This is a genomic window from Amycolatopsis sp. NPDC049252 (assembly GCF_043197175.1).
GTDB lineage: Bacteria > Actinomycetota > Actinomycetes > Mycobacteriales > Pseudonocardiaceae > Amycolatopsis.
Genome location: NZ_JBICSQ010000003.1, coordinates 245,328 through 270,989, shown reverse-complemented (window position 1 = coordinate 270,989; position 25,662 = coordinate 245,328). Strand labels below are relative to the sequence as shown.

General features: G+C 71.1%; 26 protein-coding genes. 14 read left to right on the top strand and 12 right to left on the bottom strand.

Annotated features, from left to right (window positions below):
• Positions 1-8 precede the first annotated feature (8 nt).
• The gene (locus tag ACGFMK_RS06785; protein ID WP_392759083.1) at positions 9-281 is read right to left on the bottom strand and encodes a DUF6412 domain-containing protein; all 273 of its coding nucleotides are present in this window, start codon (positions 279-281) and stop codon (positions 9-11) included.
• A gap of 73 nt (positions 282-354) precedes the next feature.
• Here ACGFMK_RS06785 and ACGFMK_RS06780 point away from each other — a divergent pair, with 73 nt between their 5' ends.
• The 3 genes from ACGFMK_RS06780 (at position 355) to ACGFMK_RS06770 (ending at position 3,039) form a co-directional block, all read left to right on the top strand.
• Entirely contained in the window at positions 355-1,476 is a 1,122-nt protein-coding gene (locus tag ACGFMK_RS06780; RefSeq protein WP_392759081.1) for a metallophosphoesterase, read from the top strand.
• Between the two features lie 98 nt (positions 1,477-1,574).
• Positions 1,575-2,213, top strand: coding sequence for a DUF998 domain-containing protein (locus ACGFMK_RS06775; RefSeq protein WP_392759079.1), 639 nt, complete (start codon positions 1,575-1,577; stop codon positions 2,211-2,213).
• 28 nt (positions 2,214-2,241) lie between these two features.
• Positions 2,242-3,039: an alpha/beta fold hydrolase gene (locus ACGFMK_RS06770; RefSeq protein ID WP_392759077.1), complete on the top strand. Its 798-nt coding sequence runs from the start codon at positions 2,242-2,244 to the stop codon at positions 3,037-3,039.
• Here ACGFMK_RS06770 and ACGFMK_RS06765 read toward each other — a convergent pair.
• Positions 3,036-3,461: a hypothetical protein gene (locus ACGFMK_RS06765; protein ID WP_392759075.1), complete on the bottom strand. Its 426-nt coding sequence runs from the start codon at positions 3,459-3,461 to the stop codon at positions 3,036-3,038. The genes ACGFMK_RS06770 and ACGFMK_RS06765 overlap by 4 nt on opposite strands.
• A 57-nt stretch (positions 3,462-3,518) precedes the next feature.
• On the opposite strand from ACGFMK_RS06765, the gene ACGFMK_RS06760 reads away from it, so the two are divergent.
• Positions 3,519-4,040 (top strand): O-acetyl-ADP-ribose deacetylase, encoded by a 522-nt coding sequence (locus tag ACGFMK_RS06760; RefSeq protein ID WP_392759073.1) that lies wholly within the window; start codon positions 3,519-3,521, stop codon positions 4,038-4,040.
• 28 nt (positions 4,041-4,068) lie between these two features.
• On the top strand, positions 4,069-4,716 hold the full coding sequence (locus ACGFMK_RS06755; protein ID WP_392759071.1) for an HAD family hydrolase: 648 nt from the start codon (positions 4,069-4,071) through the stop codon (positions 4,714-4,716).
• On the opposite strand, the gene ACGFMK_RS06750 is transcribed toward ACGFMK_RS06755, so the two are convergent.
• Positions 4,706-5,173, bottom strand: a complete 468-nt coding sequence (locus tag ACGFMK_RS06750) for an NUDIX domain-containing protein (RefSeq protein WP_392759069.1) — start codon at positions 5,171-5,173, stop codon at positions 4,706-4,708. The two genes, ACGFMK_RS06755 and ACGFMK_RS06750, sit on opposite strands and share 11 nt — an antisense overlap.
• 133 nt (positions 5,174-5,306) lie before the next feature.
• Between ACGFMK_RS06750 and ACGFMK_RS06745 the strand changes: the two genes are divergently transcribed.
• Positions 5,307-5,762, top strand: coding sequence for a DoxX family protein (locus tag ACGFMK_RS06745; protein WP_392759067.1), 456 nt, complete (start codon positions 5,307-5,309; stop codon positions 5,760-5,762).
• A gap of 23 nt (positions 5,763-5,785) precedes the next feature.
• On the opposite strand, the gene ACGFMK_RS06740 is transcribed toward ACGFMK_RS06745, so the two are convergent.
• The 6 genes from ACGFMK_RS06740 to ACGFMK_RS06715 form a co-directional block, all read right to left on the bottom strand.
• Positions 5,786-6,388 (bottom strand): ATP/GTP-binding protein, encoded by a 603-nt coding sequence (locus tag ACGFMK_RS06740; protein WP_086674902.1) that lies wholly within the window; start codon positions 6,386-6,388, stop codon positions 5,786-5,788.
• Entirely contained in the window at positions 6,369-6,740 is a 372-nt protein-coding gene (locus ACGFMK_RS06735; RefSeq protein ID WP_323322611.1) for a DUF742 domain-containing protein, read from the bottom strand. Before ACGFMK_RS06735 ends, ACGFMK_RS06740 begins: the two co-directional genes overlap by 20 nt.
• Entirely contained in the window at positions 6,737-7,156 is a 420-nt protein-coding gene (locus ACGFMK_RS06730; RefSeq protein ID WP_284745731.1) for a roadblock/LC7 domain-containing protein, read from the bottom strand. Before ACGFMK_RS06730 ends, ACGFMK_RS06735 begins: the two co-directional genes overlap by 4 nt.
• On the bottom strand, positions 7,156-9,747 hold the full coding sequence (locus ACGFMK_RS06725; RefSeq protein ID WP_392759064.1) for a nitrate- and nitrite sensing domain-containing protein: 2,592 nt from the start codon (positions 9,745-9,747) through the stop codon (positions 7,156-7,158). Before ACGFMK_RS06725 ends, ACGFMK_RS06730 begins: the two co-directional genes overlap by 1 nt.
• 651 nt (positions 9,748-10,398) lie before the next feature.
• Positions 10,399-10,716 carry a hypothetical protein gene (locus ACGFMK_RS06720; RefSeq protein ID WP_392759062.1) on the bottom strand — a complete coding sequence of 106 codons (318 nt, stop codon included), beginning with the start codon at positions 10,714-10,716 and terminating at the stop codon, positions 10,399-10,401.
• Between the two features lie 270 nt (positions 10,717-10,986).
• Complete coding sequence (locus tag ACGFMK_RS06715) at positions 10,987-11,148, bottom strand: hypothetical protein (RefSeq protein ID WP_392759058.1); 162 nt, start codon at positions 11,146-11,148, stop codon at positions 10,987-10,989.
• A gap of 172 nt (positions 11,149-11,320) precedes the next feature.
• Between ACGFMK_RS06715 and ACGFMK_RS06710 the strand changes: the two genes are divergently transcribed.
• Positions 11,321-13,177, top strand: coding sequence for an AMP-dependent synthetase/ligase (locus tag ACGFMK_RS06710; protein WP_392759056.1), 1,857 nt, complete (start codon positions 11,321-11,323; stop codon positions 13,175-13,177).
• A 42-nt stretch (positions 13,178-13,219) separates the two neighbouring features.
• On the opposite strand, the gene ACGFMK_RS06705 is transcribed toward ACGFMK_RS06710, so the two are convergent.
• Positions 13,220-14,119 carry an SDR family NAD(P)-dependent oxidoreductase gene (locus ACGFMK_RS06705; protein ID WP_392759054.1) on the bottom strand — a complete coding sequence of 300 codons (900 nt, stop codon included), beginning with the start codon at positions 14,117-14,119 and terminating at the stop codon, positions 13,220-13,222.
• Between the two features lie 385 nt (positions 14,120-14,504).
• Between ACGFMK_RS06705 and ACGFMK_RS06700 the strand changes: the two genes are divergently transcribed.
• The 5 genes from ACGFMK_RS06700 (at position 14,505) to ACGFMK_RS06680 (ending at position 22,524) form a co-directional block, all read left to right on the top strand.
• Entirely contained in the window at positions 14,505-15,713 is a 1,209-nt protein-coding gene (locus ACGFMK_RS06700; protein WP_392759052.1) for an MFS transporter, read from the top strand.
• Between the two features lie 365 nt (positions 15,714-16,078).
• Positions 16,079-17,476, top strand: coding sequence for a GGDEF domain-containing protein (locus ACGFMK_RS06695; RefSeq protein ID WP_392759050.1), 1,398 nt, complete (start codon positions 16,079-16,081; stop codon positions 17,474-17,476).
• Between the two features lie 250 nt (positions 17,477-17,726).
• Positions 17,727-19,880 carry a phospholipase gene (locus ACGFMK_RS06690; RefSeq protein WP_392759048.1) on the top strand — a complete coding sequence of 718 codons (2,154 nt, stop codon included), beginning with the start codon at positions 17,727-17,729 and terminating at the stop codon, positions 19,878-19,880.
• Between the two features lie 318 nt (positions 19,881-20,198).
• On the top strand, positions 20,199-21,851 hold the full coding sequence (locus ACGFMK_RS06685) for an LCP family protein (RefSeq protein WP_392759047.1): 1,653 nt from the start codon (positions 20,199-20,201) through the stop codon (positions 21,849-21,851).
• A gap of 202 nt (positions 21,852-22,053) precedes the next feature.
• The gene (locus ACGFMK_RS06680; protein WP_323322629.1) at positions 22,054-22,524 is read left to right on the top strand and encodes a helix-turn-helix domain-containing protein; all 471 of its coding nucleotides are present in this window, start codon (positions 22,054-22,056) and stop codon (positions 22,522-22,524) included.
• Positions 22,525-22,576: 52 nt separating this feature from the next.
• Here the strand turns inward: ACGFMK_RS06680 and ACGFMK_RS06675 are convergent, their stop codons facing one another.
• Positions 22,577-24,034 (bottom strand): flavin-containing monooxygenase, encoded by a 1,458-nt coding sequence (locus ACGFMK_RS06675; RefSeq protein WP_392759044.1) that lies wholly within the window; start codon positions 24,032-24,034, stop codon positions 22,577-22,579.
• 116 nt (positions 24,035-24,150) lie between these two features.
• Between ACGFMK_RS06675 and ACGFMK_RS06670 the strand changes: the two genes are divergently transcribed.
• Both ACGFMK_RS06670 and ACGFMK_RS06665 read left to right on the top strand, forming a co-directional pair.
• Positions 24,151-24,708: a TetR/AcrR family transcriptional regulator gene (locus tag ACGFMK_RS06670; protein WP_392759365.1), complete on the top strand. Its 558-nt coding sequence runs from the start codon at positions 24,151-24,153 to the stop codon at positions 24,706-24,708.
• Between the two features lie 216 nt (positions 24,709-24,924).
• The gene (locus ACGFMK_RS06665) at positions 24,925-25,365 is read left to right on the top strand and encodes a hypothetical protein (protein WP_392759363.1); all 441 of its coding nucleotides are present in this window, start codon (positions 24,925-24,927) and stop codon (positions 25,363-25,365) included.
• Positions 25,366-25,368: 3 nt separating this feature from the next.
• Here ACGFMK_RS06665 and ACGFMK_RS06660 read toward each other — a convergent pair whose 3' ends face one another.
• Positions 25,369-25,590 carry a DUF3618 domain-containing protein gene (locus tag ACGFMK_RS06660; protein ID WP_392759042.1) on the bottom strand — a complete coding sequence of 74 codons (222 nt, stop codon included), beginning with the start codon at positions 25,588-25,590 and terminating at the stop codon, positions 25,369-25,371.
• Positions 25,591-25,662: the final 72 nt, after the last annotated feature.

The following is a 25,662-nucleotide window of genomic DNA, read 5'->3' as shown; positions in this document are numbered from 1 at the left end:
AGAGGTCTCTACGCAGCCAGGCTGCGGAAACCGGGTGCTCGTGGCCTGCGGCGCCCAGGCGCTCCCGGATCGCGGAGCCGGATGGACTCGGCCCGGCGGGCGCGGCGGCGCAGGGCGGCGACGCGGCTGCGGGCCGGCACCGACCAGAGCGCGAGTTCGCTGCGCTGCGTGCTGCCGACCAGCAGGACGACCAGGAGGCTCGCGGCGGCGAGGGAGGCGAAGGCGACCAGCGCGGTGGGGCTGATCAGCACGGGGAACGCCAGCTCGAGCAACGTGGTCACGGCGGCCGTCCCCTTCCTTCCGCTTCCAGCGTAGCCGAAGCGCTAACAGCCCGATGGGCTGTAACCTGGTTCGATGAGAGGCCCTTTCCTCGCGGTGCCGATTCTGGCGCTGCTTCTGCTGTTCACCGTCCCGTGGTGGACGCTCGTTCTCGCGCCGGAGTGGGGTACCGCGGGCTTCGTCGCGGGTACCGCCCTGTTCGCGCTGGGCCTGGTGACGATGCCCGTCGCGATGGTCTTCGGCCACGGCAAGCGCCAGCGTGACGGCGCCGCCCGCCTCGGCGACACGCTGCTCGCCGTCTGCTGGGTGCTGTTCACGTGGTCGGTGCTGAGCCTGGTGCTGCGCGTCGCGCTCCTGGGCGTCGACGACCCGGCGCGGTCGCGGATCGTCGCGGGCGCGGCGGCGCTCGTGGCCGTCTCGTTGCTGGTGTACGGCAACCGCGTCGCGATGCGCGTGCCGCCGGTGAAGGCGACCGACGTCGTCATCCCGCGGCTCGGCCCGGCGCTCGACGGCCTGCGCGTCGCGGTGCTGACCGACACCCACTTCGGGCCGATCGACCGGACGAAGTGGTCGGAGAAGGTCGTCGCGGCGGTGAACGCGCTGGACGCGGACGTCGTCTGCCACGCCGGTGACCTCGCGGACGGCTCGGTGGCGCGGCGCCGCAAGCAGGTCGACCCGCTCGGCGGCGTCCAGGCCAAGCTCGGGCGGTTCTACATCACCGGCAACCACGAGTACTTCGGCGAAGCGCAGGGGTGGCTCGACCACATGGCGGGGCTCGGCTGGGACCCGCTGCACAACCGCTCGACGCTGCTGGAGCGCGGCGGCGACCGGATCGTGTTCGCCGGCATCGACGACCCGACGGGCGCGTCGTCCGGCCTGCCCGGCCACGGCCCCGACCTGCCCGCGGCGCTCGACGGCGCGCCGTCCGAGGTGCCGGTGGTGCTGCTCGCGCACCAGCCGAAGCAGGTCGTGCAGGCCCGGGAAGCGGGCATCGACCTGCAGATCTCCGGGCACACGCACGGCGGGCAGATCTGGCCGTTCCACTTCCTGGTGCGGATCGACCAGCCGATGCTGTCCGGCCTCAAGCGGTTCGGCGCGACGCAGGTGTACAACAGCCGCGGCACCGGGTTCTGGGGTCCGCCGTTCCGGGTCTTCGCGCCCAGCGAGATCACGCTGCTCACCCTGCGCCGCGCCTGAGTCGGGCCGCCTCGAACACCGGGGCGGCCTCTCTCCGGTGTCACCGACAGATTTTTTTGTCTTGACAGTTTTTACACTCGGATGTCAGTCTGTGCGCCATGACCACGACACTCGGCCCCACCCGCACCGCCACCGCGTCCGGCACCCGCGCCCTGCTCACCTGCGGTGTCCTCGCCGGACCCGTCTACGTCCTGACCGGCTTGGTCCAGGGCCTGACGCGGGCCGGCTTCGACCTCACGCGGCACCCGGCGAGCCTGCTGTCGGACGGCTCGCTCGGCTTCATCCAGATCACGAACTTCGTGGTCAGCGGCCTGCTGACGCTGGCGGCCGCCGCCGGGATCCGGCGGGCGCTGCCCGGCCGGTGGGGGCCGGGACTGCTCGCGGTCTACGGCGTCGGCCTGATCTGCGCCGGCGTCTTCCGGGCCGACCCGCAGGACGGCTTCCCGCTCGGCACGCCCGCCGGGCCGCCGGCGTCGGTGAGCTGGCACGGCACGCTGCACTTCGTCAGCGGTGGCATCGGGTTCATCTGCCTGGTCGCGGCGTGCTTCGCGATCGGCTCCCACCTCAGCCCCGGGCGGGCCTGGTACTCGCGGATCAGTGGCTTGCTTTTCCTGATCGGCTTCGCGGGCGTAGCGTCCGGTTCGACGAGCCCGGCCGTGACGCTCGGCTTCTGGGCGGCCGTGATCGTCGCCTGGACCTGGCTCGCGACCACCTCGGCCCACCTGACGCGGCGCTGAAACCCCCACCGGACAAGGAGAAGTTCCCATGAGCACGACGGTTTCCGCCGACGGCACCACGATCGCCTACACCCGGGCCGGCACCGGCCCCGCGCTCGTCCTGGTGGACGGCGCGATGTGCTACCGCGGCTCGTCGCCCAACGACGACCTGGCGAAGGAGCTGGCCGCGCACTTCACGGTGTACACCTACGACCGGCGTGGCCGCGGCGAGAGCACGGACACCGCGCCGTACACCGTCGAGCGCGAGGTCGAGGACCTCGACGCGCTGGTCAAGGAGGCGGGCGGCTCGGCGCTGCTGTTCGGCATTTCGTCGGGTGCGGCGCTGGCGCTGGAGGCGGTGGACCGCGGGCTGCCGGTGACGAAGCTGGCGTTGTACGAACCGCCGTTCATCCTCGACCGCACCCGCAAGCCGGTGAAGGCCGACTACGCGACCCGGCTCGACGCGGCCGTGGCGGCGGGCGAGCGCGGCAAGGCGGTCAAGATGTTCATGACCGAAGGCGTCGGCCTGGGTGGCGTGACGGTCGCGCTGATGCGGATCATGCCGTTCTGGTCGAAGCTCAAGCGGGTGGCCCACACGATCCCGTACGACACGGCGGTGGTCGGCGACCACCAGTCGGGCAACCCGCTGCCGCCGGCGGCGTGGCCGGAGGTGAAGATCCCGACGCTGGCCGTGGACGGCGGCAAGAGCCCGGAATGGATGCGCAACGGGGTGGCGTCGCTGGCGAAGGCCCTGCCGTCGGCGAGGTACGAGACCCTGCCGGGCCAGACGCACATCGTGAAGGCAGCGGCCCTGGCCCCGGTGCTGACGACCTTCTTCCGCAGCTAAGGAAGCACCCGCGCCCAGACGGCGAACGGCGGCGGTTCGACCTCTTCGGCCTCCCCGGTCTCCAGCTCTTCCCAGGGAACGAAGCCGGGATGCGGATCGGAGAGGAACGCCTCGGCGATCGGGGCCAGGTCGCCGGTCGGCCGGTATGCCGCGCCGAACAGCAGCGCGTCCGGGGCGAGCGAGGAGACCGACACCCGGAGCGCGCCGACCTGCTCGTCGTGCCAGGCGTACAGGGTCACGCCGGTCAAGCGGCCGGCGAGGACCCCGGCGACCGCGTCGAAGGCGGCGACCACCTCCCCGGGGGTCACCGCCACCGGTCCGGCGCTCAGCGACCACGTGTTGTGCCTCGCCTCCGCCTGCGGATCCGACGGCTCGACCAAGAACTCCTCGGCACCCAGCTCGGCGATCCACGTCAGCAGCACGCCGGAAGTCTGCCACCGCCGCGATTACCGGTGGACGACCCCGGGAACACGGTCACCATGAGCCCGTCCATCCGGATCGTCGAGGCCGACATCACCACCCTCGACGTCGACGTCGTGGTCAACGCCGCCAACTCCTCCCTGCTCGGCGGGGGTGGGGTCGACGGCGCGATCCACCGGAAGGGCGGGCCCGAGATCCTCGCCGAGTGCCGGAAGCTGCGGGCCGGGCACTACGGGCGCGGGCTGCCGACCGGGCAGGCCGTCGCCACCACCGCCGGGAAGCTGCCCGCGAAGTGGGTCGTGCACACCGTCGGGCCCGTGTGGTCCAACTCCGAAGACCGGTCCGCGCTTCTCGCCGACTGCCACCGGAACGCGCTGAAGGTCGCCGACGAACTCGGAGCCAGGACCGTCGCGTTCCCGGCCATCTCCACCGGGATCTACCGCTGGCCGCTGGAGTCGGCGGCCGGCATCGCACTCGCCACCGTGAGCAAAGCAGAGACCGACGTCGAGGAGATCGTCTTCGCGCTCCGCGGCGACGAAGCCATGCGGGCCTTTCGCGCGCGTCACAAGTCCCTTGCCTGAGCGATCACCGAGCGGGCAGGGTGCAGACGTGCCCACCCGCGCCCTGGTCTTCGACTTCGACGGCACGCTCGCCGACACCGAGTCCGCCGTCCTCCGCTCCTGGCAGGAGACCTTCCGCGACCACGGGCTCGAGCTGCCGCTGGAAGCCTGGTACGCCGTCATCGGCACCCAGCACACCACGCCCGCGATGTTCGCCCTGCTCGCCGAGCACGTTCCCGGCATCGACACCGAGGCCCTGCGCCCGGTCACCAAGGCCCGGGTCTTCGAGCTCCTCGAAACGCTCGGGCCGCGCGACGGCGTCCTCGGCTACCTCGAGGCCGCGCGGGAGCACGGCCTGAAGCTGGCCGTCGCGTCCAGCTCGTCCGGGCGCTGGGTGAACCCGCACCTCGAACGGCTCGGCATCGCGGGCTACTTCGACGCCGTCTGCACCGGTGACCGGCACGCCGCCAAGCCCCGGCCCGACCTCTACCTCGCCGCGCTCGACGCCCTCGGCACGAACGCCGGCGAGACCATCGCCTTCGAGGACACCCCGCACGGCGTGACCTCGGCCAAGGCCGCCGGGCTGACCTGCGTCGCGGTGCCCAACGCGATCACCGAAAGCCTCGACTTCGGCGCCGCGGACGTCGTGCTGCCGTCCTTCACGGCCAAGCCGCTCGAGGCGCTGCTCAGCCGTTGAGCAACGCCATCAGCCGGTCGAGGAACGGCAGCTGGCCCTTGAGCAGCTTCTCGCGGGCGGCGTCCAGCCCGAACCACTCCACCCGGTCCAGCTCGGGGAACTCCTGCTGCTTCCCGGACCGCGGGGGCCACTCCATGCTGAACGTCCCGGGCACGACGGCCGCCGGATCGAGGTCGGCCTCGACCGCCCAGGCCGTGACGACCTTGCCGCCCGACTGCTTCACCTCGCCCAGCTCGGCGTAGTCACCCTCGGGCGCGGGCAGGCCCAGCTCCTCTTCGAACTCGCGCCGCGCCGCCTTCTCCGGCGGCTCGTCCGGGTCGAGCTCCCCCTTCGGCAGCGACCACGCGGCCGCGTCCTTCTTGGCCCAGAACGGCCCGCCCATGTGCCCGAGCAGCACTTCGACGTCTTCGCCGCGCCCGCGGAAGAGCAGGAGCCCGGCACTGCGTTTGCCCGCCATCCACCCAGTCTGCCGGGCCGCCGGAGGCGGGGAAGAACCCGGTCGAGATTTTTCCCGAGGGGTTGTCGATCCGGGAGGAGCCCACTCGACGCTTCAGCAACAGGGAAGAACGCCACAAGAGGAAGGCCCGGCCATGAACACGATCGCCACCGTCACCGAGACCACGCCGTCCCGGACCGAGACCCCGCGTACCCGGTTCAGCCCGCTGACCAGCGCGGTCATCTCCGCCAGCCGGATCGTGATCTCGTTCCTGTTCGGCTTCCACGGCCTTCAGGGATTCGGGTTCTTCGGCGGGATCGACGGCCAGGGCGGCGGCGTCCCGTTCGGTTCGTTCCCCGGCTGGTGGGGCAGCGCGCTCGAGCTGGCCGGCGCCGTCCTGCTGCTGGCCGGGCTCGCCAGCCGGCCCGCGGCGCTGCTGCTGTCCGGCGTGATGGCGTACGCCTACTTCACCGTGCACGCGCCGATGGGCCTGCTGCCGCTGCAGAACATGGGCGAGCCCGCCGCGGTCTACTCCTGGGTCTTCCTGCTCTTCGCCGTCGTCGGCCCGGGCTCCTTCGCGCTCGACACGCTCGTCAAGCGACGCCGCTAGAGGAACCGCGAGCGCGGTCCGATCTAGTAGCCGCCCTGGGCGGCCGCCAGGTCGGACCGCGCCATCACGTGTTCCATCAGGCTGGTCAGCACCTGCTTCGTCGACTCCCGCTCCCGCGCGTCGCACAGCAGCAGCGGGACGTCCATACCGACGTCGAGCGCCTGGCGGACCTCCTCGGTGCCGTAGCGGTACGCGCCGTCGAAGCAGTTCACGCCGACGACGAACGGCAGGTTGCGCCGCTCGAAGAAGTCGACCGCCGCGAAGCAGCTGTCCAGCCGGCGGGTGTCGGCCAGCACGACGGCGCCGAGCGCGCCCTCCGCCAGCTCGTCCCACATGAACCAGAACCGGTCCTGCCCTGGCGTGCCGAACAGGTACAGGATCAGGTCGGGGTTGATCGTGATGCGGCCGAAGTCGAGCGCGACCGTGGTGGTGGTCTTCTGCTCGATGCCCGATAGGTCGTCGACACCCTCGGACGCGGTGGTGATGACTTCCTCGGTGCGCAACGGCGGCACTTCGCTCACCGAACCGACCATCGTGGTCTTGCCGACTCCGAATCCGCCGGCGATCAGTACCTTGACCGCGGTCGCGGTCAGGTTCCGCCGGGGATCAGAGTTTCCGGATGCCATCAAGAACCGCCTGGAGTACGTGTTTGTTGGGAGTTTCGTTGACCGGCGCCGCGGTACGGAACAGCACCAGGTTCTGCTCGATGAGATCGCTCAACATCACCTTCACCACGGGCAACGGCAGGTCCACCCGCGCGGCGACCTCGGCCACCGAGACCGGCCGCTGGCACAGGGCGATGATCCGCGCGTACTCCGGTTCGAGCATGCCCGCTTCGTGCGCCGTGCGCAGCGCGACGACCAGCGTGATGAGGTCGAGCCCCAGCGTGTCCGACCGCGTGCGCCCACCCGTGACGGCGTAGGACCGGACCAGTGGGCCGGCCTCGTCGTCGAACCAGGCTTCGTGCTTGGCACTCACGGCGACGTCGGGAGTACGCCGGCACCGGTCCGCGGCGCGGAGGTGAGCACTTGGCCGACCCGCTTCACCATCAGGTTCATTTCGTAGGCCACGAGGCCCATGTCCGCGTCCTCGCGGGCGAGCAGGGCCAGGCAGGCACCCCGTCCGGCCGCCGTCACGAACAGGAACGCGTGGTCCATCTCGACCATCGTCTGGCGGACGTTGCCGCCGCCGAAGTGCCGTCCGGTGCCGCGCGCCAGGCTCTGGAACGCCGAAGCCACCGCCGAAAGGTGCTCGGCGTCCTCCTCGGAGAGGTTCCCGGACCGCCCGATGAGCAGGCCGTCCGAGGACAGGACCACCGCGCGGTCCGCCCCGGCGACCCGCTTGACGAGGTCGTCCAGCAGCCAGTCGAGCTCACTGACGCCTGAGTTGGCCATTACTCGCGCTCTCCGTACGTGTCGTCGTTCTCGGCTGGTTCCTCGTCACGGCCCCGGCGGGTGCCCTGCTGGAAGGCGGACAACCGGCTGCGGGCCGCCTCCGGGGAGTCCAGCCGAACCTCTTCGCGCTCCTGCTGTGCGGGCCTATCCTCCCGCAACTGGGGAACCAGGCTCTGCTGGCGTCGCCGTTGCGGCAACGGCGGGCGGCCGGGTGCCTCCGGACGCCGCGGCTGCTGCGGCCGGGATTCCGACACCGCGGGCCGGGGCTCCTGCCGGGGCTCCTGCGGCGGCCACACCGGCTGCTGCGCGGCCGGGCGGGCCGGGCGCGAGCCGCGGACGGGCGGCGCGGGCGGGCGGGCCGCGGCGGCCGGCTGGGCCTGGGTCGGCTGGCTGGCCGGCTGGCTCACCGGCTGGACCTGCGTCGGCTGGCTGACCGGCTCGGAGAGGGTCCCGGCCGGCGTCGGCGCGGACGGCGGCTGGGCCGGGGCGGGCGTGAGCACCGGGGCCGGCTGGGTGGGCATCGGCGGCGCGGCCGACGGCTCGGTGCGGTGGCGAGCCGGGCGGCGCGGCTGCCGCCGGAGCTGCCGGACCTCGTCGTTCGGCGCCTCCGCGTCGGCCGGGTTCGGCACCAGCTCCGGCTTCGGCGGGGTGATCGGCTGCTCCGGCTCGAGCTCGGTGAGCGGGGCGAGCAGGTCGGTGCGGACCAGGACGATGGCCCGGGTGCCGCCGTAGGCCGACTCGCGCAGGTGCACCTGGATGCCGTGGCGGGCGGCCAGCCGCCCGACCACGAACAGGCCCAGGCGCGGCTCGTCGGACAGCGCCATGATGCCGAAGTCCGGCGGGTCGGCCAGCAGCGTGTTGATCTCTTCGGTCTGGTCCGGCTCGAGCCCGAGGCCCTGGTCCTCGACCTCGATCACGACGCCCTTGCCGACCACGTTGCCGCGGACCTCGACCCGCGACTGCGGCGGCGAGAACGACGTCGCGTTGTCGATCAGCTCGGCCAGCAGGTGCACGAGGTCGCCGACCACCGGGCCGCGGATGGCGATCTGCGGCAGCGCCGCCGTCTTCACCCTGGCGAAGTCCTCGGTCTCGGCGGACGCGCCGCGGACCAGCTCGGCGAGCCCGACCGGGTTGCGCCACTGCCGGCCCGGCTGCCCGCCGCCGAGGATGATCAGGTTCTCGGCGTTGCGGCGAGCGCGGGTGGAGAGGTGGTCCAGCTGGAACAGCGTGTCCAGCTGCTCCGGGTCCTCCTGCTTGCGCTCGGCCTGGTCGAGCACCTTCAGCTGGCGGTGCACGATGACCTGGCTGCGGTGCGCGATGTTGAGGAACACCGTCTTGGTGCCCTCACGGGTCTTGGCCTCGTCGATGGCGGCCGCGATGGCCGTCTGCTGCGCCTTGTTGAACGCGTCGGCGACCTGGCCGATCTCGTCCGTGCCGTGGTCGAGGAAGTGCCCGCCCTCTTCGAGGTCGACGGGCTCACCCGCCCGGACCCTGGCGACCAGTTCGGGCAGCCGGACCTCGGCCGCGTCGAGGGTGTCCTCCCGCAGCCGGTGCAGCCGGCCGATGAGCCGGTTCGACAGCCGGACGGCGACGAAGACGACGAAGACCGCGAACAGCACCGCGAGCACACCGGCGATCAGCGACTCGGTGAACGTCGAGTCGGCGTCGTTGATCGCGGCCTGGCTGGCGTTCGAGCTCTGCAGGACGAAGATGCCCGACAGGGCGTCACCGACCTGGCGCGCCGCGGTGCGCCACTGGTCCTGCGGCACCGGCAGCTTGGTCAGGTCACCGCGCAGGAACGCGGTCTCGACCTGGTTCACGATCTGCCACGGCTGGCTCGCCAGCAGCTGGTCGTACTTGGCCTTGACGTCGGGGATCATCTTCGGCGCCGACGCGTCGAGCTGCGCGTGGTAGGCACCGACCTGGCCGACGTAGGTGCGGAAGTCGTCGTTCGTCAGCCCGCCCGCGGCCAGCCCCGCGGCGGCGAGCGCGTCACTGCGCTGCATCGCCTCCGCGGCGGTGAACATCGGGATGGCGGTCAGCCGGTCGAACGCGTTCTGCGCGCCTCGCGCGTTCTGCGCCAGCCCGGCCAGGCCGTCGGTGAACTGGTCGATGATCTTGTTGTAGAAGGTGAAGGCCTGGCTGATCTGGATCTGGCCGCTGTCGACCGCCTGGCGGGTCTGCGGCAGCTGCTGGTAGAGAGCGAAGAACGTGGCGATGTTCTTCTGGACGCTCGGCGGGGTGTCGTCGTAGCCCGCGAAGTTGTCCTTGAGGTACTCGATCGTCTTCGCGGCGTTCTGGTCCGTCTTCGGGCGGACGGCCGCGAGCACCGCGCGCTGGTTGCCCTGCCCCGCGAGGAGACTCAGGGTCGCCAGGCGCTCCTGCTGCAGCGCGCCGAAGAACGGGATCGACGGGGCTTCCGAACCCCGGATCCGGTTGACGTAGTCACGGCCCGTGACGGCGTCGTAGATCAGGTAACCTGCGAGTGCCACGCCGACGAGCAACAGCGCGACACTGGGGATGAGCGCGATCGTGAGGACGCGCTTCCGAATCGAGGATCCCCGGTTGCGTCGAAGAGAAATCTGCTTCACCTGGGTCCGTTTTCCTTCCGGCAGTACATGGTTTCGGGTCGCCCGAGGCGGTCAACACCCGGATTCCGACCAGCCGGATCAACATCACCGTGGTCTGCTTCGCCCGCGACGACGTTAGGCAGCCCTTCAGGGCACGTCAAGTCCGTGGCGATAACGTGATCTTGAAAACGGTGACCCATCCACACTCGTTGCCCGTGCTTGGAAAGTCCACCACCGAAAGTCGTGAGGTTCGCCCCAGGGCGGCTTCCCTTTCACGCCACGGGTGCACGCTGGTACCGGTGCCGGTCGAACCGGCCGCCGACCTGGGGGTCGCTACGTACGGCGGCGGCGAATCGTTCGGTGAGAAACATCACGGGCACGACACGGCCGGGCCCCGCCTCTCCTTCGTCCGGGCCGGTGAGCTCCCGGATAGCGGAAATGCGCACGATTCACGACCGGCACCACGGATTCACCGGAGAGCGGGGCGGAATTCCCACCATTCCGCGAAGTGGGCACGCAGCGGCCTTCCGCTAGCCCCGGAACCGGTTCCGGGGCACGCTGGTCCGAACGGAATAGCACGCCGTCGAAGAATTCGATTACCGGCCGCCGGCGCCTCCCCTGCCGGGGAACGGTGTCGTCGGCGCCGGAAACCCTTGCCCGCCAAGGGATTTCTCAGCCCGGAAACTCGTCGGCGAGGGTGTTCCAGAACTGCCGCTCGTAGCTCTGGAACAGCCGGGCGCAGAGCGGCGCCTCGTGGACGTCGAGCCGGTGCGCGTCGATGCCGGCCTGGATCGCGGCGGGGGCCTGCGCTTCGATCTCCGGGACGTCCGCGGCGAAGAAGCCGAAGAACACGCAGGCCGCGTCGTCGAAGCCGTAGTGCGCCCGCATGCCGGCCGCGACGTCCGCGCAGTACCGGCCGAAGGCGGAGAAGTTGGCGAAGATCCCGGCGACGGCCGCCGACGACTCGCCGTTCAGCGCCAGCCACGTCACGTAGGCCGGGTAGGCCTGGCAGCCCGCGCGCGGGCGCTCTTCCCGTGGTCTGGACCAGCCGCCGCGATCAGCGCGTCGAGCATCAGGTTCGCCTGCTGCTCCCCCGGCGCCAGACCGCCGAAGAACGTGCGCGCGTTCGGCTCGTCGGCCCCGCGCGGCCGGCGCGTGGAAGCTCCGCCAGTGAGGCTTGTTCAGCCGTCGCCCGCCACATGGCATCCGCGCGGACCGGCGGCTTGCACGCGGGGCGCGGCGGGCTGACCAGAACAAGCCTCAGCCACTGAGCGTGATCCGCATCTCCTCCGCGGCGAGCGCGGCGAACACCCGCCGCGGCGCCCGGCCGGCGGTGATCAGCGGCACCAGCCGGTTGTCGTCGTCGCGGGACGCGAGCTCGGACTGGATCCGGTCGAGCAGTTCGCGAGCCTGTCGGGTCATCACCCCGTTCAAGCGAAGTCCGTCCGAAGCCGCCCGGGTGCACTGTGGACGGTCGTGAGGAGCTGACCGGCCGAAACCGGATGAAGGAGACATTTGACCTGGCCGCGATTCTCTATCCACCAGCCTGCGGAGCCCCTAAAGTGTGGCCATCCGGACCACCAGGAGGCCAGTGTTGACCACCCCGTCCGTCGCCGAGCAGACCGAAGGTCAGACGATCCCGCGCCTGCTGCACCGCAACGCGGTCGAGTACCCCGACCTGCCGGCGATCACCTCGCTCGACATCGAGGGGCAGCCGACGCTCAGCTGGCTGGAGTTCCGCACCGCCATCGCCGAGGTGTCCCGCGGCCTGGCCGGGCTCGGCCTCGCCCGGGGCGACCGGATGCTGATCATGGCGCCCGGCTGCCCGGACCACATCGTCGCCGACCTCGCCGCGACGCACCTGTCCGCGATCCCGTGCACCGCCTACGCCACGCTCAGCCCGGACCAGATCCGGTTCGTCGCCCGGCACAGCGCGGCGCCGGTCGTGATCCTCGGCGGGGAGACCGAGCTGGCCCGCTGGCGGACGGTGCTCGACGACCTCCCGGCGCTGCGCCACATCGTCGTGATGGACGCCGGCGCGATCCCGGACGGCGACGACCGGTTCGTCTCGCTGGACGACCTCCGGGCGCGCGGCCGGGAAGCGCTTGCCGCCGACCCCGAGGCCTTCGAAAAGTCGTGGCAGGGCATCCAGCCGGACGATCCGTTGTCGATGATCTACACCTCGGGCACCACCGGTGACCCGAAGGGCGTCGTGCTGTCGCACCGCAACGCGATCCACCAGGCGTACGCGGTGACGGAGCTGCACCATCCGCCGATGCACGCGACGAACATCGCGTACCTGCCGCTCGCGCACATCGCCGAGCGGGAGCTGTCGGTCTACCTGCCGATCGTCTGGGCCGGGCACGTGCACACGCTCGCCGACCCGTCCGGCGTGGTCGGCGCGCTCGGCAAGGTGCACCCGCAGAGCTTCTTCGGCGTCCCGCGCGTCTGGGAGAAGATGGTCGCCGGGCTGAAGAACATGCTCGGCGGGGTGCCGGAGGACCGCCGCACGGCGCTGCTCGCGGCGAACGAGCTGCTGCAGAAGGGCTACAAGCTGCGCAGTGCCGGACAGCCGGTACCGCCGGAGCTGGCCGAGCAGATCGCCCAGACCGACGCGGCCGCCCTCGCCCCCGTCCGCGCGCTGCTCGGGCTGGACAAGGTGCTCGTCGCCTCCAGCGGCGCGGCCGCGCTGCCGGTGGAGATCATCTACTTCCTGGCCGGCCTCGGCATCGAGATCGCCGAGGTCTGGGGCCTGTCGGAGACGACCGGCGCGGCGACGTCGAACTCCGGCGCGGCGTTCCGCGCGGGCACGGTCGGCAAGCCGCTCGCCGACGTCGAGGTGCGCGTGGCCGAAGACGGCGAGCTGCTGGTCCGCGGCCCGATCGTCTTCCTCGGGTACCTGCAGGAGGACGGCACGATCGCCGACGCCACCGACGCCGAGGGCTGGTACGCCACCGGCGACATCGGCACGATCGACGAAGACGGCTTCGTGACGATCACCGACCGCAAGAAGGAACTGATCATCACCTCGAGCGGCAAGAACATCGCCCCGACCCGGATCGAAGGGCTGCTCAAGGAGCACCCGCTGATCGGCCAGGCGGTCGCGATCGGCGACGACCGGCCGTACGTCACGGCGCTGATCGTCCTCGACGACGAGATCGCCCCGGGCTGGGCCGCCGCGAACGGCGTCGACGCGAAACCCGAGGAACTGGCCGAGCACCCGGCGGTGCGCGCGGAGCTGGAGCGCGCGGTCGAGTCGGCCAACAGCAGGCTGGCGCGGATCGAGCAGATCAAGCGCTACCACGTGCTCCCGAAGGCGTGGACGCCCGAATCCGGCGAGCTGACCCCGACGCTGAAGCTCAAGCGCCGGATCATCAACGACCGCTACTCGACCGACATCGAAGCGCTCTACGCCGCCGTCCGGGACCCAGCCCCCACCGCCGGCTCCTGACCCTCGCGGGCGTCACTTCCCCGGGAAAGTGACGCCCGCGGGTCAGGCGGTGCGCGGCGAGGTGGTGTCCGTCCACTTGCGCAGGCGCGGCGGGACGCGCTTCTCCAGGCCGTAGTTCTCCAGGTGCGCGCTGAAGACCTCGTCGAACGCCTTCTGCACCGTCTCGGTGTCCCACACCGGGCGCTCGAGGATCGGCTGCTTGAGGAACGGCTGGCCCATGACGTGCAGCTGCGGGCCGTTGCAGCGGATCATCTGGCCGGTGATCCCGTGCGAACCCTCGCCGAGCAGGAACAGCACCACCGGCGCGATCCGCGACGGCGTGCGGTCCGGCGGGCAGGCGCGCAGGGAGCGTTCGGACTTCCACACCATCCGGGTGTGCGCGAGCGGGCAGACGGCGTTGACGCGGATGCCGACGTCCTCGAGGTCCAGCGCCCACGAGTAGGTCAGGGACGCGACCGCGCCCTTGCTCGCCGCGTACACGCCGAGCTTGCGCTGGCCGAGCGAGGCGCCGGAGGAGATGTTGACGATCGAGCCGCCGGTGCCCGCGTCGACCATCGCCTTGATCGCGGCCAGGCCGGTGTTGACGACGCCGAGGACGTTCACCTGGACCAGCTCGCGGGCCTGGTCGGCGTCGTCCTCCCAGGGCAGCGCCTCGTAGTTCAGGCCGGCGTTGTTGACCAGGCCGTCGATCCCGCCGAACTCCTTGACGCACAGGTCGACGATCTCCTGCGCCTCGCCCGCCTCGGCCACGCTGTGGCCGCTGGCCACCGCCCGGCCGCCGTGCTCCCGGATGGTCCGGGCCGTCCGCTCGGCGAGCTCGACGTCGACGTCGTTGACGACCACCGACCCGCCCGTGCGGGCGACGTGCACCGCGAACGCCTCACCCAGTCCCCGCCCGGCACCGGTCACCACGACCGCCTTGCCCTGCATCAAGTCGTCCATCGTCATCTCCCCGATCTGCGGCGCCGTCGGCGCGGCGGCCCGTCCACCCCGGCCGGTCCTGAGTCCAGTCTTGGCCCGTTCGGCCCAACGGGGCATCGGCGGAGCCGACGAGCGGCCGCCGCTCTGCGCCGAACGAGTCGGGTTCGATCAGTCCGGAGATACCCGCGCACCGGTCAAAGCCACCGTCCGTCGCCGGTCAGGCGGCGTAACCCGATCGGCTCAAGGGTGCAGTGGTACGTCGTTCCAGGTACATCGGCGCGTAGTCGGCGGCATACTGTTAGTGCTGCCGGGGCCGTGAATGTGACGCCCCCGGACCGGGTCGTCACTGGCGAGGCACAATGCGGGGCGGTCCATATTCACTCGATCGGGGGACGGTGGTGACGAGGTGACGACGCGTGCGACACCCCGCCTCCGGGCCGTCCTGGCCAACCGGGAGTTCCGCGCGCTGTGGTTCGCGGAAACGCAGTCGATGCTGGGCGACCAGCTCACCATCGTCGCGCTGGCCATCCTCGTGTTCGACCGGACCGGTTCGCCCCTGCTCTCGGCCGTCGTCTACTCACTGACGTTCCTGCCCGCGCTCGCCGGCGGCCTGGGCCTGTCCCAGCTCGCCGACCGCTTCCCGCGGCGGGCGGTGCTGGCCGCCGGGTCGCTCGCGCAGGCCGTGCTGATCGGGCTGATGGCCATCCCCGGCATGCCGATGGCCTGGCTCTTCGTGCTGTTCGTCCTCGCCCGGCTGGCGAACGCGCCGGGCAACGCCGCGCAGAACGCGCTGGGCCGCGAGATCTTCACCGACGACGACGTCTACCTGCAGAGCCAGGACCTGCGCGGGATCACCAACAACACGGCCATGCTGGGCGGCCTCGCCGTCGGCGGCCTGCTGGTGACGACGATCGGCACGTCGTGGGCCCTGGCGATCGACGCGGTGACGTTCCTGGTGGCCGCGGTCGCTGTGCGCCTGCTGGTGCTCCGGCGCGCGGCGGCCGGGGACGGGGGCACCCCGTGGTTCGGCGCCGTCCGGCAGGTTTTCGGCGACGAACGGCTGCGGGTGCTGCTCTACCTGTCCTGGCTGGTCGGCCTGGCGGTGATCCCGGAGGGCCTCGCGGCGCCGCTGGCGGCGCAGCTGGGGGCGGGCGACCAGGCCGTCGGCTGGCTGCTGGCCGCCGACCCGCTGGGGTTCGTGGTCGGCACGTTCCTGCTGTCGCGGTACGTCTCGACGGAACACCGCCGGAAGCTGCTGGGGGTGCTGGCCGCGCTGCCGCTGGCCGCGCTGGCGGCCTTCGCGCTGCGGCCGGGCCTGGTGGTCGCGCTGGTCCTGCTCGCGCTGGCCGGCGCGACGGGTGCGTACGTCATCACGGTGTCGGCCACGTTCATCACGTGGGTCCCCAACGACATCCGCGGCAGCGCCGGCGGGCTGTACCGGACCGGGCTGCGGGTCGCCCAGGGCGTGGGCGTGGGGATCGGCGGGCTGGTCGCGCAGTGGGCCGGCTCCGCGAACGCGACGATCGCGCTCGCCGGTGCGGTGGGCCTGCTGCTGGCCGTCCCGGTCGCGCTCGCCTGGCGCCGGGTCGGCGGGACGGAACCCCGGCCGTCGTGACGCGAGGGTTCAAGGGCCGGCGTTCAGAGGTCACGGTTCGCCATCGGAAGCCACCTCTCCGTGAAGTCAAGATCGTGAATGGGATTCGCACTCGTCACAGGTCGCGGTTGCGCACGGGAGCCACCTCTCGCAGTAATCAAGGGACGACAATTCGACGGCGCATCAGAGATCGCGGTTGCTCAACGGTGCCACCTCCGTGTGGGGAGCCTGAAGATGCCTTTGGTCCACGTTCCCGGCAGTTCCGCCGAGGGCGCGGCAGTTCCGTTGCAGTGGGATGATACCCGGCAGCGGAATGCGTGAACCACTCTGGCAGGTACCGATGAGATTACTCAACACCCCAAGTAGGCTGGAAAGGAGGTGACCAATTGCATCCCGGACCAGACGACGCCGTGACGGGCCGCCGCGGCACACGGCGGCGCGTGTCCTCGCGCCGGCAACCGGACCGGACGGCCACGGCCGGCGGTCCACCCGGGACGGCCTGGCGCGACCACCCGTACTCGCCGCGCAACTGGGCGCTCTGGCGCCGCCGGCCGCGGGTCGTCGCCTTCATCCTCGCCTGCGAGGCGATCGCCCTCGCCGTGCTCGCCGTTTCGCTCACCCGTTCACCGGCCCTGGTGCCGCGCGATTGGATCAATTTCGGAATTCTCGCCGCCGGCGCCACCATTCACATCCAGCTGACCCAGCGCCAGGAAGAAAGGCGACGGAACCGCAAAAAGACGGTCCTCATCGACCTCACCGCGGTGTGGACGTTTTCGGCCGCGCTGATCCTGCCCGCGCCGTTGATTCTCCTGGTCATCTTCGTCATTCGGCTGCAGCACTGGTTCATCGCCCGCCGCCCGGCGCACAACTTCATTTTCTCGTCGATCACGCACGGCCTCGCCGGCGTCCTCGCGCACCTCACCTACACGGCCCTCGGACCGCATTTGCTGGGCACCGGCTGGACCGATTTCCTGCACGAGTTCGGCGCGATCGTCCTCACCGGCGCGATCTACGAGGCGATCCAGATCGTCTACGTCGGCGGGGCGCTCGCGCTCGGCATGTCGTCCGAGCCCACGGTTCGCAACGTCCTCGGCAGCCCGGCCGACAACATGCTCGAAGCGATCACCATCGGCCTCGGCGCGGTGACCGCGATCCTGCTCGCCGTGGTGCCGCCGATGGTGGCGGTGATGGCCGTGGTCACAGTCGTGTTCAATCGCCTCGCCGAACTCGATCAGCTGCAGAACGACGTCCGGACGGATCCGAAAACCGGCATTCTCAACATGCGCGGCTGGTCGGAGACGGCGGAGCGAGCACTGGAACGGACTGCTCGATCGGGTGATCAGCTGGCGCTCCTGATGGTCGATCTCGACCACTTCAAGTGGATTAACGACACCTATGGACACCCGGCGGGTGACGACGTGCTGCGCACTGTTGCGCAAACCCTTGACGAGGTGACCAGACCGAGTGACTCGGTCGGCCGTTTCGGCGGTGAGGAATTCCTCATTCTGCTCCCCGACATCGACGAAGAGGCCACCCGCGACGCGGCCGAGCGCATCCGCATCGCGATCGCGAAGTCACACATCGTCACCACGGACAAGCGCGGCGACCCGGCCACGATCGCGGACCGCACGACCTCGATCGGGGTAGCGCGCTACCCGAGGCACGGCGACACCCTGGAGCGCCTCCTGCAGGCCGCCGACGCGGCGGTCTACCTGGCGAAGGAGAACGGCCGTGACCAGGTCAGCTTCGCCCCGGACACCCCGGACGAGTGGCCCGCGCCCTGAGGGTTCGGTCCGCCCGCGAGCCGTGAGCTTCGCCCCGGATGAGCGACTCCCCCTTGGAGAGGTCGCAACGAGAGCGAGCCGGCGCAGCGAGCGCACGGTTCTCCACGGGAACCGGGTACCCGTCACGCATTCCTGGCCGCCGAGTCTCCGCACCACAGTCCGGCCGCGGAAAGCGAGACCGGGCAACCCCTCCGCGCGCCCGGGGGTTAGCCCCGTGTCGGCCCGCCGGCGGGGCTGGCACCCTTGACGCATGCCAGCCCCGACCGAGCCGCCGCGTGTCCGCCGACCCTGGTCGACGTCCGGCTGGCTGCTGCTGGTCCTGCTGGTGGTGTTCGCGTTCGGGCTGATCTCTTCGCGCCCGCCGTCGCCGCCCGACCAGGGCCCGCCCACCGGGGACGTCCTGGCCGCGCAGAACGCGATCGAGGCCCTGGTCCACCCCGGCCCGCACCCGGACGCGCTGGCGTTGCTCCCCAAGGACTTCACCGCGCTCAGCGGCGTCACGCCCGGCTCGATGCCGGCCCGCGACGGCACGGTCCGCGCGGTGCACGTCGACGGCGGCTGCTCGACGCCGTGGGGTGACGACAACACCAAGTGGGACTACGCGGTGCCGTGCAAGGCCCACGACCTCGGGTACGACCTGCTGCGCTACGCCGACCGCAAGGGCCACCCGCTCGGCCCGGAGGTCCGCGAGGCGCTGGACGACCGGCTCTCCTACGACATGCACCACGCCTGCGACCTCAACCCGATGGACTCGGCCGGCACCTGCCGGGTCGTCGCGTCCTTCTACTCGGCCGGGCTGGTCGTCAACTCGTGGCACCAGCGGTGGGGCCCGCCGGTCGGCGACCCGATCGGCCCGATGGTCGCCGGGGTGCTGGTGATCGCCTGCCTGCTGGTCTTCCGGCTGCGCGGCTGGCTGTACGCCCGCCGCGCGATGCCGCTGCCGCGCCCCGCGCCGGTGCCCGCGTCGGTGAGCCGCTGGGCGCTGCTCGGCGCCGGCGGGGTCGTCCTGCTGCTGCTCGGCGAGTCCGTGACGGCGCTCGCGGACTGGGCGGGCGCGCCCGAACCGGCGCTGTGGCCGCTGACCTGGCTCGCCCAGCTCACGCCGTTGATCTTCTTCGCCGGCGGGCACGCCAACGCGGCCGGCTGGCGCACCGAGCAGGAGTCGGGCGGCGGCTACCGCCACTACCTGGCCGAACGCGCCAGCCCGCTGCTGCGCCCGGCGCTGATCTTCGCCGTCGTCGCGCTGCTGACGCCGCTCGCGCTCGAACTGCTCGGCATCCCGGCGGGCACCACCGCCACGGTGATGCGGATCGCGCTGCACCCGCTCTGGCTGCTCGGCGTCTACCTGCTGACGATCGTCTGCGCGCCGCCGCTGCTGGCACTGCACCGCCGGGCGCCGGTGGCGGCCGCGGCCGGCCTGCTCGCGCTGGTCGCCGGCGGCGAACTGGCGGCCGGCTGGGCAGGCTCGCCGCTGCCCCGCTACGCGGCGACGTTCGCGCTCGCGCTCCTCGCCCAGCAGCTCGCCTTCGCGCACGCTGACGGCGTACGGCCGTCTCGACGTCTTCTCGGCTCCGCGGCCTTCGCCGGTGTCGCGGGCCTCGCGGTGGTCAGTGTCTTCCGGGGCGGGCCGCCGCTGCTGCTCGGCAGCCCGGGTGCCCCGGCGGCGTTCTCCGCGCCGCCGTGGGGCGTGCTGCTGCTCGGCCTGGTCCAGCTCGGCCTGCTCGGGCTGCTGGCGGGCCCGCTGGTCCGGCTCGGCTCGCGGCCCGGCGTCGTCCGGGTGTGCCGGTTCGTCCTGCGCGCGCCGATGAGCCTCTACCTGACGTTCCTGGCGGCGATGTTGCTGCTGGTCGCCGTCGTCTACCTGCCCGGCCGGATCGCCGACGGCCTGACCTGGCTGGTCCGGCCCCGCACGCTGGTCGCGGTCGGCCTGCTCGCGGTCCCGGGCGCGCTGGTGTTCTGGTGGTTCGAGCGGCACGCCCACGGTGCCGGCCGCCCGCGGGCGGCGGAGCACCCCGGCCGCCGGACGGCGGTGCTGACCAGGGCCGCGGCCGCGCTCGGCATCGGCTACGCGACGCTCGGGGTGTTCGGCTTCGCCCTGACGCGCTTCGGCGGCGTCGCGGCGGACGCGGACATCCTCGGCCTGCGGCTCGACCCGATCCAGAGCCTGGTGCACCTGCTGCTGGGGGTGTTCCTGCTGCACACGATCCGCATCGGCGCGAGCGCGGCGACGGGCACCTGGCTGGCCACGGCCCTGGCGTGCGCACCATCCCTGCTCTTCGCGGCCGACGGCGGAACCCCGGGCCTGCTGGGCGTGACGCTCCACGCGGCAACGGCGGTGTTCGCCCTGCTCGCGGCGGCCGGCACCCTCCTGCCCGCCCGCAGTGCCGCCAACGCGGCCCCCTGAGGGCCGAGCTTTCCCTGGGAAGGATGCGGTTCGGGGGCCCACGGACGCATCTTTCCTGGGGAAAGCTCGGTCTCGCGGCGCCCGGCGTTCACTCGTTCGTGGGACAGTCGGGCGCCTGAGGCGAAGCCGGTTCCCGCGGTCTCCGGCGACCGCGGCGTCCTGACCACGCGAAACCGGCGGACGTGCGGGAAAATGGGTGGTGCACGCCACATCCACAGGGGGATGTGTAACGCTACGGCAACCAGGGGAAGCACCATGCGTCCCATCCTGTAGCTCCACCGGTTAGCCCAGTCGATCGAGCAGTGAGGAGTCGCCCGCGTGGATCACCCGCCTCGGAACGGGCAAGGCGGCCGCCGCCCCGCTCGGCCCTGGCAGGACGAGCCCGGCCGGGCCGGCGCCCGGCGCGGCACTCCGCCGCCTCGCCGCCCCGCACCCCGCCGTGAGCCGGTCGACGCGCGCCGCGTCGAGCCGCAGCGCCGGCCGCCGGCGCGGGCGCGCCGCAACTCCTTCCGGGGCGCGAAGATCGCGCTGACCGTGGTCTCGCTGCTGGTGATGGGCCTGACCGGCTACGCGTGGGCCGCGATGCAGGGCCTGGTCAACGGGCTGAACTACGCGAACGTGATCAGCGACGGCGGTGGCGGCGACAAGCCGGCCGACGGCGCCCGCGACATCCTGCTGGTCGGCCTGGACAGCCGCACCGACGCCCAGGGCAATCCCCTCTCGCGCGAGGTGCTCGACGAACTGCGGGCCGGCGAGTCCGACGGCGAGCTCAACACCGACTCGCTCATCTTCGTGCACATCCCGAACGACGGCAGCAAGGCCGTCGCGATCTCGCTGCCGCGCGACACCTACGTCGACATCCCCGGCGGCTACGGCAAGCACAAGATCAACTCGGCGTACGCCCGCGCGATGCTCTCGGCCCGCAAGGACCTGCAGAAGCAGGGCGTGACCGACCCCAAGCAGCTCGACGTCCAGGCCAACCAGGCCGGTGCCAAGGAGCTGATCCAGACCGTCGAGAAGCTCACCGGGTCGACCATCGACAACTACGCCGCGGTCAACCTGCTCGGCTTCAGCGACATCACGAAGGCCATCGGCGGCGTCGACGTCTGCCTGAACAACACCGTCAAGGACCAGTACTCCGGCGCGAACTTCACCAAGGGCCAGCACACGATCTCCGGCGTCGAGGCGCTCGAGTTCGTCCGCCAGCGCCACGGCCTGCCCAACGGCGACCTCGACCGGGTCGTCCGGCAGCAGGTGTTCATGGCCGGCATGGCCCGCAAGGTGCTCTCGGCGGGCACGCTGACCAACCCGGGCAAGCTCACCGACCTGATCGACGCGATCAAGAAGTCGGTCGTGCTCAACCAGAACTGGGACATCTTCGGGTTCGCCCAGCAGATGAAGGGCCTGACCGGCGGCCAGCTCGAGTTCCGCACCATCCCGGTGAAGAACGTCGACTACAAGACCCCCGAAGACGGCTCGGCCATCCAGGTCGACCCCACCGAGGTCAAGGACTTCGTCCAGGGCCTCGCCGGGCCGCAGCCGGGCCAGCCGGCGCCGCCCGCCGACCAGGCCGACAGCGCGAACAAGGCGACCACGGTCGACGTCCGCAACGCCTCCGGCAAGACCGGCCTGGCCGCGACCGTCGCCAAGACCCTCTCGGCCAAGGGCTTCACCTCGGGTGACACGGCGAACGCGACCTCGCGCAAGACCACCGTGATCTGGGTGCCGAAGGGCGGCAAGGACACCGGCCAGAAGGTCGCGGACGCGCTCGGCGGCTCGCCGACGATCCAAGAGGACAAGAGCGTCCAGGCCGGGCACGTGACGGTGTTCCTCGGCGCCAACTACCAGCCTCCGAGCACCGACTCGAACGCGGGCTCGAGCGCCGGGGGCGCGACGTCCCAGGCGCCCGCGCCGCCGCCCGCCGACGCGGAAAAGCCGATCACCGCCGAGGGCGTTCCCTGCGTCAACTGAGCAACGGCGCCTGCAAGTTGCACGATCTTGTCATCTGCTGTTAACCCGATCGGCCTAACTCGCGCAATCGGTATCAAAGACATGCCGGAAACCGCGTAATGCGCAGGCACCTGCGCACTTACATACACGTGAGGGTGCACCTGCACGGAAACTGTCACCTCCGTGAGGGTGCCGCGGGAGGAACACGGCAGGGGACATTGATGTGCTGATCGACGCCGAGGACTACCAGCGGATACTCGGGGACGAGCTCCGCAAGCTCAGGCGCAGCCGAGGCTGGACGCGCAAGGAGCTCAACCAGCACCTGCAGAGCGAGATCTCGCTGCAGACGCTGGCCACCTACGAACTGGGCACCAGACAGTGTTCCGTGGTGCGGCTGGTCGAGCTGTGCGTCGCGATGGACGAGCTGCCCCAGGACCTGCTGGCCAAGGTGCACCGCCGGGTCTTCGTCGACGAGCCCGGCCGGGTCCGCGTCGACCTGCGCAAGGTCGTCGCCGACGCCCCGCCCGAACTGCTCCCCCTGCGCCGCTGGGCCGAAGACCGCCTGCGCACCGCCGGTGACCACGGCCCCGGCGAGGTCGCCCTCGACCTGCCGGCCCTCGAGCGGATGGCGGAGCTGTGCGAGCTGCCGACCGTGGACCTGATCGCCCGCCTCCGCCGGTACGTCTCCCGCTGATCCCCGGGTCCCTCACCGGCTCTTGGCCGCCGGTGAGGGACCGATTTCCGTCTCAGCCCACCAGGTAGTCCTCGCGCCGCACCTTCCGCGTGTCCAGCCAGTAGCGCCAGGTGAACCCGGGCCAGATCGTCCGGTTGACGCCCTTCGCGTCGAGGTACCAGCTCTTGCAGCCGCCGCGGGTCCAGATGCCCTTCGCGAGCTTGCGCTGGATCTGCCTGTTGAACCGCTCCTGCACCTCGGGCTTCGGCTCGAGCGCGCGGCCGGCCGCCAGCCGCAGCGCCTCGGCGACGTAGGAGATCTGCGCCTCGATCATGAACACCACCGAGTTGTGGCCGAGGCCGGTGTTGGGGCCGAGCAGGAAGAACAGGTTGGGGAACCCGGCGACGGTGATCCCGAGGTGCGTCCGCATCCCCTCGGTCGCCCACTCCTTGCCGAGGTTGCGCCCGTCGCGGCCGACGATCTCCAGGTCGTCGAAGGCGTCGGTGACGTGGAACCCGGTGCCGTAGACGATCGCGTCGACCTCGTGCTCGACCCCGGCGGCGTCGACGACGCTGTGCTCGCGGACCTCCCGGACACCGTCGGTCACGACGTCGACGTTGTCCCGCGCCAGCGCCGGGTAGTAGTCGTTGGAGATGAGCACGCGCTTGCAGCCCATGGTGTAGTCCGGGGTGACCTTGCGGCGCAGCGCCGGATCCTTGATCGCGCCGTCGATGTTGCGCTGGGCCAGGCGCTGGCCGATCTTCATCACCCACGACTGGCCGTTGAAGCCGATCGCGCGCGCCTCGAGCATCCAGTAGAGCAAGTTGCGGTAGGCGCGCTGGGCGGGCGGGAACGCCTTGAACAGCGCCCGCGCGCGGCCGGACATCTCGTGGTCGCCCTTCGGCATGATCCACGGCGGCGTGCGCTGGAACAGCGTCAGCCGCTCGACCTCCGGCGCGATCTTCGGCACGAACTGGACGGCGCTGGCGCCGGTGCCGATCACCGCGACGCGCTTGCCCGCGAGGTCGACGTCGTGACGCCAGCGGGCGGAGTGGAACGCCGGGCCGTCGAACGTCTCGATGCCCGGCAGCTCCGGGATCTGCGGCAGGTGCAGCGCCCCGACGCCGGCGACCAGCGCGCCCGCCACGAACTCGTCGCCGCCCCTCGTGGCGACGTGCCAGCGGTTCTCGTCGGCGTCCCAGCGGGCCCCGGTCATCTCCTGGCCGAAGCGGACGAACCGGCGCAGGTCGTGCTTGTCGGCCACCTCGCGCATGTAGCGCCAGATCTCCGGCTGCGGCGAGTAGGCCCGCGACCAGCCGGGGTTCTGCTCGAAGGAGAACGAGTACATGTGCGACGGGATGTCGCAGGCGCACCCCGGGTAGCTGTTGTCCCGCCACGTGCCGCCGACGTCGTGGGCCTTCTCGAGGATGACGAAGTCGTCGCGCCCCTCCTTGCGCAGCTGGATCGCCATGCCGAGACCGGAGAACCCGGTCCCGACGATGACGACCCCGGTCTCCGTGCGGTTACCCATGGCGAGCCTCCCGATTGCCTGTTACCCGTCGTCCAGCTTACTCAGAGTAGGTTACTACCGGTAGAGTGTTGCCCGTGACCACCGCGAAACGCAAGCGCATGCCCCGGGCCGAGCGGATGCGGCAGATGATCGAGGTCGCCGAGCAGGTGTTTTCGGCGCGCGGCTACGCGGCGGCGTCGATGGACGAAATCGCCGAGCTGGTGGGCGTCTCGAAGCCGATGCTCTACGAGTACTTCAACTCGAAGGAAGGCCTGCTCCTGGCGTGCATCCGGGAGTCGCGGGCGATCCTGCGCGAGGTCACCGAGCAGGCGACGGTCGGCGCGACCAGCGCCGAGGACGCCCTGCGGCGCGGCCTGCTGGCGTTCTTCGTGTTCATCCGGGAGCGTCGCGAAGCGTGGTCGCTGCTGCGGCACGAGATGGCCCTGATCGGCACGCCGGCCGCCGACGAGGTCGAGGAAACCCGCCGGCAGCAGACCGACCTCATCGCCGCACTGATGAGCGGATATTTCACCGGAGATGACGACCTGCAGGCCGAGGCGGCCGCGGAATTCGTGGTCGGAGCGTGCGAACGCCTCGCGATCTGGTGCGAACGCCACGATGAAGTGACCCCCGAAATGGCCACCGAGTACGCGATGGACGTCCTCTGGGCTGGACTTCGGGGTCGTGCACGGTAATCTGCTCGTGCATTAGGCCATTTGGTCGTTACTCAGCGCACATCGCGCTCCGTGTCTTGTGACACAGAGTTGCTCTACGGTATCGATGACACGGTACAAAGGAATGCTGGACTTGCGCGCCGTGCACAGGGTGGCGGAAACCACGTCATGACGGCGGGGTGACCGGGTCACGTACGCGTGAGGGTTTTGCTGGAGAGGGAGAGGGGCGTGAGGCAGATGGTGGAAGCGATCACGGCGACGTACGTCCAAGAGGACGCCGACTGGGCGATCACGGTCAGCGGCCACGGCAAGGAGCTGACCGCCCGCGCGCCGGGCATCATCGCCGCGCGGGACCGGGCCGACCAGCTGGTCGAGGAGCTCGGCGGGGAGGGCCGGAACACGGTGGTCCACCTGATCAACGGCAGTGCGCTGGACTTCACCAGCACCTACATGACCGCCCGGTTGACGCTCCCGAAGCTCCCGCCGCTGGAGGTCCCGCCGCCCGGCAGCGTGCCGAAGCAGCAGACCGCGGAGAAGGCGGTCGAGAAGCCGGCGGAGAAGAAGCCCGCGCTGCAGACGGGCAAGCAGCTGCCGAAGGCCGTCGAAGAGGCCAAGCCGGTGGCCGAGCCCGCCCCCGAGGTCGAGAGCAAGGCCCCGGCCAAGCCGGCTCGCGCCTGAGCGCTACTTGAGGAGCTTGCGCACCAGCAGGACGAGCACGAGGACGCCCGCACCGATCAGCGGGTACTTGACCTTGGGGTTGTCCAGCTTGGCGCGCACGCCGTTCTTGGCCGCGTCCGCGAGCTTCTTCGGGTCGGCCTTGACGGTCAGCTGGTCGAGCGTCGCCGCCAGGGCGGTTCGAGCCTGCTCGATCTCACGCTCGATCGTCTCGGGGTCGCGGGCCACGTGTCCTCCTCCGCCGCAAGGGACTGCCGGCGCCAACGTTAGCTGGCCCCCTGCCGAGACCCCGCACCGGCC